The following is a 12,096-nucleotide window of genomic DNA, read 5'->3' as shown; positions in this document are numbered from 1 at the left end:
GATTGATAGCAGAGGCACACCGCGTAAGCAACCTACCGGATTTGTAGGGTGTCGGAATATTCCTTTTGTGGAGATAGGGTATTCTACTAGCAATAGTACTGTGAGTGAAGAAAGCTGTGAACATTTTTGTTCACAGCTTTTTTTTTGTTCATTTAGGTGAGAGAACAGCGATAGATGGTGGAAGACTCTCCCCAAGGATGGTAGCCTGTTCCAATCGGTTCAAAAGCAAATTTCTCATAAAAAGTAGAAAGATCCGTACATAGATACAGAGAATCAAAACCAGCTCCAGCAGCACGTTGCTTGGCTGTTTCGATCAAAAGGCGGGCACCGCCTTGGCCACGCCACAAAGGGTCCACATACAAGGCGCAAAGCCAAGGGGTCAAATCCATCCGACTGATGAAGTCGTTGGGGATCAAGCCACCGCAGCCGATGATTTGATAACGTCCGTCTGCTGCGATTTCTTCGTTGACCAGCAGCAGCCATTGCGGCAAAGGATTTGCTGAAAAACTATGGGTCAGGCTATCCTCATAAACCATGAGGGAGTCGGGACCAGCCCACTGTTTTTGGAAGTAACGAATGGCTTCTGCTAAGTAGTCAGGGTGTTCTTTAAGGGTGATGACCTGCATTTGTTTTTCTCCTTTATCCTTCTTTAGGTAAACGAATCTGAAAAATAACCCCTCGTGGCTGCAAATCTTTGACCTGGATTTGTCCCTTGTGCTCTTCAACGATTTGCTTGGCGATCGCTAAGCCTAAACCATAGCCGCCGGTCTCTTTGGAGCGGGAACGATCCTCGCGGTAGAAGCGGTCAAAGATACGGGCTTTTTCTTCATCGGAAATGGCTGGTCCTGTGTTTTTGACCTCGATCAGCCATTGCTTGTTAGAAATCTCCGATAAGAGGGTGATTTTATCACCACTGCTGGTATATTTTAAGGCATTATCTAGGAGGATCACGAGGACTTGATGGATTTTCTTTTGGTCAAAGCAAGCGGTCGTTTTGGCAAAGTTTTCGACAACAAAGTGTTTTTGATCCAATTCGGCAATTTCTTTGAAAGGTTTGACTAAGTCATCGATAAAAGGAGCTAGCTCGATGGTTTCTTTTGTCAAAAGCAATTGATTGGAATCACTGCGGGCGATCGTCAGCAAATCCGCAGTTAATCCAGTCAGCCGCCGAGTTTCCGCTAACGCTTGGGCGATGCTTTCAGATTCTTCAATGATCGTATGATTGGGCTTGGTAAATAGGCGTTCCAGACTGTTTTGAATGATCGTCAATGGTGTGCGCAGCTCATGGGATGCATTTTCGACAAATTCCTGCTGTTTTTTCCAGGAGGCTAAAATGGGGCGCATGTTCAAGCTGGAAAGCAAATAGCTGATCCCGATCGAAAGAATCCAGAAAAAGATCATCGATAAAATCAAAATTGTTTGGAAATTGTTCATGGCATTTTTGATTTGGTTAGTGTTCGCCAAGACTTGGATATAGCCGACACCAGCATCATTTGTTGGTGCTTTGGTGGTGATCGAACGAAACAAAAGGGTCTCTTCTTCCTCTGACAAGGACTGATCCACCACTGAAAAAGATGTGATACTGTCTAAGTGGCTTGTATCTAAAGATAAACTCGCCAGTTGTGAAAAGCGGCCGCCCAAGGTCTGCTTGTTTAATATCTCACCGTCTTCAGACCAGAGAATCAACTGGGTATTGAAGCGATTGGTCCCAGGGATCTTTGGCATGGCACTATCTGGTGGCAATACCTCTAGATTGGATTGCGAAGCGCTGATCTCTGCTTGGATCAAGCGGGTATCTTTGACTGCTTGTTCCAAAGAAATGTCGGTTTGCCGATAAGCCGATTGGTTGAACAATTGGAGGACGATGGTTCCTAAAAGTAAGAAAACCAACGCAAAGGCACTGACATTTAGGAGAAAGGAGTGCAGCCGTTGTCTCTTAGAGCGTTCTTTATTCATAGACTAGGCTCCTTGCATAATATAGCCGACATTTCGCAACGTACGGATTTCTTTGTCGATTCCTGTCTGGCGCAAGTGTTTCCGCAGATTGCTCATATAGACTTCGACGACAGTCAAGGTCGTTTCTGAATCAAACCCCCAGATGCGATCAAAAATCTGTTCCTTGGTCAAAATAATGTTTCTATTTTGTAGAAAATAAAGCAGCAGCTCAAATTCTTTCCCTTGGATCGGCAAAAGCTGCCCTTGGTAACTGACCTCATTGGTGCCAAGGTTGCACAGCAATCCGTTATATTCCAGTGTATTTTCATTGAACAAACCTAAGGAGCGTTTTAGCAACGCTTTGATCCGCATCAATAATTCTTCCCGATAAAAAGGCTTGGTCAAATAATCATCTGCCCCTTTTTGAAAACCAGTCACTTTGTCTTCTAAGCCGTCTTTGGCTGTTAAAATCAGGACGGGTGTTTGGAGTCCTTTTTTTCTTAGGGCAGAAAGCACCTCATAACCGTTCATCTCTGGCATCATCAAGTCGAGAATAATCAAATCATAGATCCCCGTTTCTGCCTCGTATAAGCCTTCACTGCCATCATAGGCTTGTGTGACGTCACCGATCTCGCTGACGATTTCTTTCATATTATCAGATAATGTTTTGTCATCTTCGATCACTAATAGTTTAATCATGTTCCCACCTCTTTAAGGATAAGAATAGCACGAATAGCATAAAAAATGCTTAAAAAAACTGTTTTGCCTTAAGCTGCATTTAAGATAGCTGCCGTAAATTCAGTGCATGGATTTCAAGGGAGGAACATTTTTATGAAATTGAAAAAAGTCTTTCAAAGAAAAGAGACAAAATATTTAATAGCCAAGGAGCAATTTCCTGCATTTCTTGCTGAGCTTCAGCAAAGAATGGCGATCGATGAATATGGGCAGCACACGATTATGTCCTTGTATTACGATACCCACGATTACCGCTTTATTCGTCATTCGATGGACAAACCGAAATACAAAGAAAAATTTCGGGTCCGCAGCTATGGCATACCGACAGAGCAGCAGTTAATTTTTTTAGAGATCAAAAAGAAAGTCAATGGCGTGGTCTACAAACGCCGAGTCCCGATGCCCTATGCTGACTATTGCGGCTGGTTGCAAACAGGGGTCTTGCCGTCAATGGCAGAAGCACCGCAAATCGCTGCAGAGATTCACTGGCTATTTAAGCAAAACCCAGACTTGCTGCCGAAAGTGTTGATTGCCTATGATCGCTTGTCGCTGTTTATTGATGATGATAGTGAATTTCGCGTGACATTCGACCAAAACATTCGCTTTCGCACCTATGATCTTATGTTCGGTTCTGGCAGTGAGGGGGCGCTGGTAGCACCTGAAATCGGGGTGTTGATGGAAGTGAAAGCCCTCGGCGCTTATCCATTATGGTTTGTGGAGCTGTTGAACAAATACAGCGTGCGCAAAGGTAGCTTTTCAAAATATGCCCAAACGTATCAACGGCATTTGTTCAAGAAGGAGGAATGGTTACATGTTATCTAGTCTATTTTCTGGCGATACGAGCACCCTTGAATGGCGTAGCTTATTGATCTGTATTGCCGCCTCATTGCTTTTAGGAATATTGGTAGCTGCGATCCATATGATCCGCAATGTCTATACGAAAAACTTCGTCATTACCTTGGCAGTCTTACCGATTCTCGTTCAATCGGTGATCATGCTAGTCAACGGCAATCTTGGCACAGGGGTGGCAATCTTAGGTGCCTTCAGTTTGATTCGTTTCCGCTCGGTTCCCGGGGGTTCTAGAGAGATCACCAGCGTCTTTTGGTCGATGGGGATCGGTCTGGCAACTGGGATGGGGTATGTCGGCTATGTTGTCATTTTTTCCATTATCGTGGCGCTTTTCTTGACCCTTTTATATACGATGCCCTTTGGCGATCGACAAGCCACGAGTGAACGGGAACTGAAGGTCACGATTCCGGAAGATTTGGATTATCCGCAATTATTCGATGATCTCTTTGAAAAATATACGCATTCTGCCAAACTGACATCGGTTCGAACGACGATGGGAAGCTTGTATGAATTGCGCTATCAGTTGCTGTTAAAAGACCAAGCGCAAGAAAAGCAAATCATTGATGAAGTTCGGGTTCGTAATGGCAATTTACCCGTTGTTTTAGGCAAGCTCACCGCTAACCGCGATGAGCTGTAGAAGGAGGAACCTTTTATGAAAAAACTCATTTATCCACTCTTGCTCTCATCGCTGCTCTTAGGCGCTTGCGGGCAAACCGATAGTACTAGCACGAGCAGCAGTTCCAGTTCCGCAGCAGCAGTTTCCGGTTCTGCCGCAGTGACCAACGTTTCAACGACCCTTGATGATTCTGTGGACTATTACGGTAGTTACGAAGAAGAAGATGTTGATGCTTCCTACGATGAGGCAACTGCTACGCAACTTGAATTGAATGGCAGCGACACGACGGCTGTTGATGGCGTTTCAGTGGAAGACCAAACCGTGACGATCACCCAAGCCGGCACCTATGTCGTCAGCGGGTCGTTAAGTAATGGCCAACTGGTTGTCAACGTCAACAAAGAAGAAAAAGTCCATCTGATCTTTGCCGGTGTCACGATCACCAATGAAGACGGGGCGGCCGTCGTCATCGAACAAGCAGAAAAAGTCATCACGACCTTAGCCAGTGATACGACGAATACTCTGACGGATGGCAGCAGCTACACCTTGGCTGAAGGCGAGACAGAACCAGATGCTGCCTTTTATAGTAAAGAAGATTTGTCCATCAACGGCGATGGGACGTTGGTGATCACAGGAAATTACAGCAACGGATTGCGCAGCAAAGATGATTTGGTTTTAGCAGGGGGGACGATTGAAATCACAGCGAAAAACAATGCCATCAAAGGAAAAGATTCCGTGTCGATCTTGGCGGGGAACTACACACTGAACACCACTGAAGGAGATGGCATCCAAGCGAATAATACGGAAGATGCGGAAAAAGGCTACGTTGCGATTGATGGTGGTACCTTTACGATCCAAAGTGGTCGTGACGGGATCCAAGCAGAAACAAATTTAAGCATCCAATCAGCTGATATCACGATCAAAACGGCTGACGGAGCCCAAAGTCAGTCGCTAGTGACGGATGAAAGTTACAAAGGATTGAAAGCTGGCGGTGTGATGACCATCAGCAGCGGCACCTTTACGATCGATAGTGCGGATGATAGCTTGCATGCCAATGATACGATCAACATTGCAGGTGGCACGATCACTGCCAGCAGTGGCGATGATGGGATCCACGCCGACAATGAATTGACGATCTCCGACGGAACGATTTCTATCGAAGAATCCTATGAAGGATTAGAAGCAAGTGTAATCACGATTGCAGGTGGCACGACACACGTCGTGGCTAGCGATGATGGGATCAATGCCGGTGGTGGCAGTGATACGGATGAAACAACGGGACAATTTGGTCAAGACAGTTTTGGCGGCGGCCCTGGCGGCGGCGATACCGCGGATGACAGTAAACAGATCACGATCACTGGTGGAACGTTGGTCATTGATGCCGAAGGGGATGGCCTGGATAGTAATGGCAATGTCACCATGAGTGATGGCGTCGTCATCGTAAATGGTCCAACGACCGGTGGCAATGGTGCTTTGGACTATAACGGCACATTTGAACTCACCGGCGGCGTCTTGTTAGCGGCAGGCACGACCGATATGGCCATGAACGTTAGCGGTGGTAGTCAACAGTCGATCGGAATCAGTTTCGATCAAACCCAATCAGCCGAGACCCTAGTGACCTTAAAGGACAGTCAAGGTCAGACGATCTTGTCCTATGCCCCAAGCAAAAGCTACCAACACGTGGTTCTTTCCAGCCCAGATTTGACTGATAGCAGCTATACGTTGGTCAGTGGTGGGACGAATGATGCACAAGCAGTCTCCGGTTATTATGCTGGCGGAACCCTCAGTGATGGGACAGAGTTAGGAACATTGTCCGTCACGGATACTATCGCTAACTTGACCCAATCAGGTGCAACAGCGACAACCAATCAGATGGGCGGTGGTTTTGGTCGTTAGTTGAAGTTTCACCGATCATCACCAAATGGTTATCAATAAATCGAACAGATCGCAGGCAGCCGTTGCGGTCTGTTTCTATGATTCAAAAAATCAGGAGACGGTTTAAGGTCAATTTAAGCTAGGATCCTTATAGTCGAAAGACAATAAATAGCTATTCAGGAGGAACAAAGATGAATTTTTTGAAACGAGGTCTCCAAAGTTTATGGGCGAAAAAAGGCCGGAGCCTGTTGCTGATCGCCGTATTTTCTGCAATCTTGATTTTTGTATTGGCGGGTCTGACGATTCGCAGTGCGGCACTAGTAGCGACTGAAAATGCCCAGAAAAGTGTTGGCGCAACTGTGACGTTGCAAGCAAACCGCGAGCAGGCTTTTCAGCAAAGGAGCTCTTCTTCTGACAGCGATGACCAAAGCACCCGACCAGATCCAGGGAGTTTTCAATCGACACCAGTAGCGATTACTGATGCCCAAGCGATCGCCGATTTAGACGGGGTTGCCTCATATAGTTTTGAAGTCAGCACCTCTGCTGATGCCGTCAGCGGGATCGAACCGATCTCCAGCAGTGACTCATCGACAGAGTCAGAAGCAACCGACAGCAGCGAATCGGGGCAAATGGGCGGTATGCCAGGAGGAATGCCTGGTGGGAATATGAGTACGGGTGATTTCCAAATCACTGGTGTATCAAGCAGTGCGGCGTATACGACTTTTTCGGAAGGAACAGCGACGATCACGGATGGAGAAGGAATTACTTCTGAGGATGAAGGTACGAACCAAGTCCTGATCGAATCCTCACTAGCTGAAGCGAATGATTTGGCGGTCGGAGATACGTTTTCGATCACTGATGCAGAGGACAATGAAGTCGAAGTGACGATCAAGGGAATCTATGAAACGAGTGAAGTTGGCAACAGCATGAGCCAAATGTTTAACTTTCTCAACCCAGCCAACACGATCATTGCCTCTTATACTCTTGCCAATACGTTGAGCGGCAATGAGGACACCATTGATTCAGCAACCTATACCTTGAGTGATCCGTCTGAGATGACAGCATTCGTGGAAGAAGCGGAAGGGTTGATCGATACAGAAACCTACAGCATTCAAACCAACGATCAAATGTATCAGTCGATGCTGACACCATTGAATAATGTCGCTAGCTTTGCAAAAAATATTATTGTGTTAGTTGCTGCTGCCGGTATCATTATTTTGACGTTGATCGTGATGATGTCGATTCGGGAACGTCGCTATGAGATTGGTGTATTGCTCTCTTTAGGCGAGTCACGGGCTAAAGTGATCCTACAGTTTTTCACAGAGATTTTTGTCTGTATGGTGTTTGCTTTAGGGATCGCGGCCGCTAGCGGCAATCTTGTCGGTAATGCCGTCGGAGAGCAATTATTGGCACAACAAACAGAGACAACGACTGATCAAGCAGCCACTGAAAACGCTGGTCCTGGAGGCGGGGAGATGCCGCAAATGGGCGGAAATCGTGGTGGTTCTTTCCCATCCTTCACCCAATCAGCAGAAGTGGAGTCCTTGGAGATCACCGTTTCCCCTCAACAAATTGGTTTATTGGCATTACTCGGTCTAGGGATCAGTTTTGGCTCGATCTTACTCTCTTCCGCGGGCATTTTGCGGTTGAATCCGAAAAAAATCTTGGTTTCTTAGGAGGAACGACATGACATTACGAACAGAACAATTAGGATATTGGTATCAAAGCGAAGCAGAAGCGCTGTTTCGTGACGTTGATTTGACCTTTGAACCTGGCAAGATGTATGCGATCTTAGGTTCCAGCGGATCGGGGAAAACAACTTTCCTGTCACTGATCACGGGCCTAGATACACCGAAAGAAGGAAAAATTTTCTACAATGAAGAAACGTTAGCAAAAATCGGATTGCGAGAATACCGCCGCAAAGATGTTTCCATCGTGTTCCAAGCGTATAATCTATTGCCTTATCTGTCGGCACTGGACAATGTGATCACAGCCATGGCGATCGCGAAGTCGCAGCAAGCCGATAAAAAGGCCTATGCTTTAGCCAACTTAGCCAAAGTTGGCATCACGGAAGAGCTGGCACTGAAAAAAGTGACCCAATTATCGGGTGGGCAACAGCAGCGGGTCGCTATCGTTCGCGCGTTGTGCTGTGAACATGAGCTGATCGTAGCCGATGAACCGACTGGAAATTTGGATGAAACGACATCTAAAGAAATCGTCAAACTGTTTCAAGAAATTGCCCATGAGCAAAAAAAATGTATCATCTTAGTGACCCATGAACAAGAGGTAGCAAAAGCTTGCGATGTCGTTTATGAGCTAAAAGAACGAGCATTTTCTAGAATTGAAGGATAAGCTTTACTTATGGCAACTGCTAGTTATTAGGGCGGAGGCAGTTGCTCTTCTTGAGGCTTTAAATACATCCTCAAGGAAACGGCTGTAAAGTCTGCTTGCATCTTCGCCTTGCTCCTCTTACAATAGAAGTAATTGTAAACGAAGAAACTTGTGAGGGGAGTGTGGAGATGCGACTTTTTATTGACGGCGATGGATCGCCAGTGAAAAACGAAGTGATTGAGCTGGCTCAGCAATATCAGCTGCCGGTGGTGATCGTCACCAGTGTCGATCATTACACGACCAAAGATTATCCTGCCCATGTTCACTTTGTCTATGTCGACAAAGGCTCGGATCGTGCGGATTATGAAATCGTGAAGGAAATAGAGCCCGGTGATTTTCTTGTTACCCAAGATTATGGGTTAGCCTCTTTGGTCTTGCCGAAAAAAGCGCGGGTTTTTCACCATAACGGCACAGAGTATTTGCCAGAAACGATCGATTTTTTACTTGGACAACGCTACTTAGGTGCGCAGATGCGTAAAGCAGGCAAGCGTACAAAAGGACCGAAGCCCTTTACGAAAGAGGATCGGGAAGCCTTCAAACGAATCTTTGAAAACGAATTGCGACAGACCCTTGCAAAATAAGCACCCTCAAGACCCAGCTTCTGCATGAACCACGGGAATTGAAGGTGCTTATTTATTTCTTGCGAAAACGATCATAGAAGTATTTGCTGACTAAAGCCACGATCGCGAAAAATGCTAAGGTATATCCGAAGATTCCCATCTGATGGACGAAGGCTCCTTGTTGCGGGCTGGCGACCACCAATAAGGAAGAGCCAAGGATGACCGCAGCTAGAATAATACCGATCACCAGTCGATTGACCATCTGATCAAAGCGGTCCAATAGCTGTTTTTGTTCGCGGATCTCTAGATTCAATCGGTGTTTACCAGTCGCAAAAGTGTCTAAGACAGCCAAGGTCCGATCGGGAAGATGGCTAAGTGCCCGCAAGCTTTTTGCGGTTGCCAAGGCGCTTTTTTTCACCTCGTCTTCAATACTCAGCTGCTGTAGGAAATATTTTTGTGCAAAAGGCTGAGTGACTTCCATCATTGATAATTCGGGATCTAAGGCTTTGATCACACCTTCCAAGGTACCAAAAGCCTTGATCAGCAAGGTGATGTCTCGATGCATCTGCAGTTGGTTATCATGGCAGATCGTGATGACTTCCGCCATCACTTTTTGCAAGTCGATATCCTTTAGCGGCATATTATAGTAGTTTTCAACAAATTTTTGAAGATCCTGATAGAAGGCGACTTCGTCAAAGGAACTGCCGCTGCTGTTGCACAACCGCAAGACGGCTTTACCGACTTCTTGGGTGTCTTGGGTATAAAGAGCAATCAACGCATCGGCTAAACGGCTGCGTAAAGACTGATCCAAATGACCCATCATCCCAAAGTCCAAGAAAATCACTTGGTAAGGCGGCATGACAGCTTCTTCTTGCCATTTCAACGAATAATCGACCCCGCCGAGGACACCGACGCGCTGCTTGACTTGAAATGGTTGTGGGCGGTTGGCTTGATCCGTGAAGACATGCAAGAAAAGATTGCCAGGATGTGGATCAGCGTGAAAGAAGCCATCTTCAAAGACTTGTTTCATAAAGTTTTCGACTAATAGCGTCCCCACTTGTTTTTTCACTGCTTTAACGGACTGATTGTCATAAACGATGTCTTGATTTTTGCGGGTCAGTAAGCAATTCAAGCTTTCACCTGCCATGTAATCCATGACTAATACTTTTTGGGTACACCATTCGGGATAAACTTTTGGCAATGCCAACTGCGGGTCTTGGTGATTGTTGCGGTAGAATTCCTGTGCATTTTTCATCTCTTGTAAAAAATTTGTTTCATTGGCAAGGGATCGTCGGACTTCGCTTAGCACGCTTTTTAAATCCACCACATTGGCTTCTGGAATTGCGCGAACCAACGGCAGGGCTTTTTCAAAAAGATCGAGATCCACTTGAATTGCCGCAATGATCCCTGGATGCTGCACTTTGACGATCACTTCTTTGCCGCTGATCAAGTTTGCTCGATGGGCTTGTCCGATGGAAGCTGAGGCGACTGGAATTTCATCAAAAGCGGAAAAAACTTCCGTTAGCGGTTGCTGCAGTTCTGTTTCCAGCAGTGCTTTGACCTTGGGAAATGGATCGCTTTTGACATTGTCCTGCAGCTGCTTGAATTCATCGACAAAGGTGCTGGAAAGCAGATCATTGCGGACCGAAAGCATCTGCCCGATTTTGATAAATGTTGGTCCTAATTCTTCAAACGCTTGACGCACCATTTCGGGGTGCTGCTGTTTGCTGATATTTTGAACGACTTTGTATTTCAAAAAGACTTGAACGATTTGTTTTAATCGTCCTTTTCTAGAAGGAGCGGTTTGTTCTGTCATAGGTCCCACCTCTTTAAACGTGCCGTGATATATTCATAGTACTGACAAAATGAAAAACATTCAACTAACGACTGTGTAAGCTTAAAGAAATTTCTGCAAGATTTAATGCCGGTTGGTCGATTTTGTGCTAAAATGTGGAAGACTTAGTTTGGTAGAATCAATGAATACAGGAGGAAATTCTTTTGAAAATCATTTTATTATACGGGGGACGCAGTGCAGAACATGAGGTATCACTGTTATCCGCTTTTTCAGTTGTTAATGCTGTATATTATAATTACTACCAAGTTCAATTAGTAATGATCACCAAAGAAGGACGCTGGTTAAAAGGCCCATTATTGACTGAGGCGCCAACGTCTCCAGATACTTTGGCATTGACCAATGAAGAAACCAAAGGGGAAGAAATTTCACCTGGGGCAATCTACGAAGAAGACGCGATCGTCTTTCCTTTACTTCACGGACCAAACGGCGAAGACGGCACGATCCAAGGGTTTTTAGAAACCATCGGAATGCCTTATGTCGGAGCCGGTGTCTTGACTAGTGCCTGTGGGATGGACAAAATCATGACCAAGTATATCTTGCAAGCTGCGGGGATTCCGCAAGTTCCCTATGTACCAGTCTTGAAAAATGCGTGGAAAGAAAATCCGAAAAAGATTTTCGATCAATGTGAAGGCAGTCTGCTTTATCCAATGTTTGTCAAACCTGCCAACATGGGCTCAAGTGTCGGTATCTCGAAAGCCGAGAACCGTGAAGAACTGCAAAATGCGCTACAAGAAGCGTATCGCTACGATACCCGAGCGATCGTTGAACAAGGAATCGAAGCCCGTGAGATCGAAGTAGCCGTTCTTGGAAACGAAGACGTTCGGACCACAATGCCGGGAGAAATCGTAAAAGATGTTGCCTTTTATGATTACAATTCCAAATACATTGACAACCGAATCGAGATGCAGATTCCTGCACAAATTCCAGAAGAAACACAAGCCAAAGCCCAAGAGTTTGCGAAAAAAGCCTATACGATGTTAGGCGGCAGCGGATTGAGCCGTTGTGATTTCTTTTTGACCAATAAAAATGAGCTCTTTTTAAATGAGCTGAACACGATGCCAGGGTTCACTGAATTCAGCATGTACCCACTGCTATGGGAGAAGACCGGTTTGCCTTATGGGGATTTGATCGAAGAATTGATCCAATTAGGGATGAATCGTTTCAATCAAAGACGTTCGTTCTTGACCAATGTAGAAGCAACAGAAAAAGAAGCAGAAAACGAAGCAGAATAAATAGCAGGAAGAAAGCCAGCTCAACTCAAGGAAAATACTTGAAGCGATCTTGTG

Annotated in this window: 11 protein-coding genes; 7 read left to right on the top strand and 4 right to left on the bottom strand. The window is 45.7% G+C overall.

The features are described 5' to 3' along the window. Nucleotides 1-152: 152 nt before the first annotated feature. The 3 genes from IGI96_RS05040 to IGI96_RS05030 are packed head-to-tail and all read right to left on the bottom strand — an operon-like array spanning nt 153 to nt 2,634. Nucleotides 153-626 (bottom strand): GNAT family N-acetyltransferase, encoded by a 474-nt coding sequence (locus tag IGI96_RS05040; protein WP_005227930.1) that lies wholly within the window; start codon nt 624-626, stop codon nt 153-155. Between the two features lie 13 nt (nt 627-639). Continuing rightward, nucleotides 640-1,956 carry a sensor histidine kinase gene (locus IGI96_RS05035; RefSeq protein WP_005227932.1) on the bottom strand — a complete coding sequence of 439 codons (1,317 nt, stop codon included), beginning with the start codon at nt 1,954-1,956 and terminating at the stop codon, nt 640-642. Between the two features lie 3 nt (nt 1,957-1,959). After that, nucleotides 1,960-2,634 (bottom strand): response regulator transcription factor, encoded by a 675-nt coding sequence (locus IGI96_RS05030; RefSeq protein WP_005227933.1) that lies wholly within the window; start codon nt 2,632-2,634, stop codon nt 1,960-1,962. Nucleotides 2,635-2,766: 132 nt separating this feature from the next. Here IGI96_RS05030 and IGI96_RS05025 point away from each other — a divergent pair, with 132 nt between their 5' ends. The 6 genes from IGI96_RS05025 to IGI96_RS05000 all read left to right on the top strand — a co-directional run bounded on the left by IGI96_RS05025 (nt 2,767) and on the right by IGI96_RS05000 (nt 8,976). Continuing rightward, nucleotides 2,767-3,489 carry a polyphosphate polymerase domain-containing protein gene (locus IGI96_RS05025; RefSeq protein ID WP_015510432.1) on the top strand — a complete coding sequence of 241 codons (723 nt, stop codon included), beginning with the start codon at nt 2,767-2,769 and terminating at the stop codon, nt 3,487-3,489. Continuing rightward, nucleotides 3,479-4,153, top strand: a complete 675-nt coding sequence (locus IGI96_RS05020) for a DUF4956 domain-containing protein (RefSeq protein WP_438784904.1) — start codon at nt 3,479-3,481, stop codon at nt 4,151-4,153. The genes IGI96_RS05025 and IGI96_RS05020 overlap by 11 nt, the downstream gene beginning before the upstream one ends. A gap of 15 nt (nt 4,154-4,168) precedes the next feature. Continuing rightward, on the top strand, nt 4,169-6,025 hold the full coding sequence (locus IGI96_RS05015) for a carbohydrate-binding domain-containing protein (RefSeq protein ID WP_016621916.1): 1,857 nt from the start codon (nt 4,169-4,171) through the stop codon (nt 6,023-6,025). Nucleotides 6,026-6,195: 170 nt separating this feature from the next. Continuing rightward, on the top strand, nt 6,196-7,680 hold the full coding sequence (locus tag IGI96_RS05010; RefSeq protein WP_086337798.1) for an ABC transporter permease: 1,485 nt from the start codon (nt 6,196-6,198) through the stop codon (nt 7,678-7,680). Nucleotides 7,681-7,690: 10 nt separating this feature from the next. Next, entirely contained in the window at nt 7,691-8,356 is a 666-nt protein-coding gene (locus IGI96_RS05005; protein ID WP_086337799.1) for an ABC transporter ATP-binding protein, read from the top strand. 167 nt (nt 8,357-8,523) lie between these two features. Beyond that, the gene (locus IGI96_RS05000; protein ID WP_015510428.1) at nt 8,524-8,976 is read left to right on the top strand and encodes a YaiI/YqxD family protein; all 453 of its coding nucleotides are present in this window, start codon (nt 8,524-8,526) and stop codon (nt 8,974-8,976) included. Nucleotides 8,977-9,028: 52 nt separating this feature from the next. Here IGI96_RS05000 and IGI96_RS04995 read toward each other — a convergent pair whose 3' ends face one another. Beyond that, nucleotides 9,029-10,771 (bottom strand): ABC1 kinase family protein, encoded by a 1,743-nt coding sequence (locus tag IGI96_RS04995; protein WP_086337800.1) that lies wholly within the window; start codon nt 10,769-10,771, stop codon nt 9,029-9,031. Between the two features lie 182 nt (nt 10,772-10,953). On the opposite strand from IGI96_RS04995, the gene IGI96_RS04990 reads away from it, so the two are divergent. Beyond that, nucleotides 10,954-12,042, top strand: coding sequence for a D-alanine--D-alanine ligase (locus tag IGI96_RS04990; protein ID WP_015510426.1), 1,089 nt, complete (start codon nt 10,954-10,956; stop codon nt 12,040-12,042). The last annotated feature ends 54 nt before the right edge of the window (nt 12,043-12,096 follow it).

This window comes from Enterococcus sp. DIV0421, from assembly GCF_051713745.1.
GTDB lineage: Bacteria > Bacillota > Bacilli > Lactobacillales > Enterococcaceae > Enterococcus_D > Enterococcus_D casseliflavus.
This window is presented reverse-complemented; position numbering and strand designations above follow the sequence as displayed.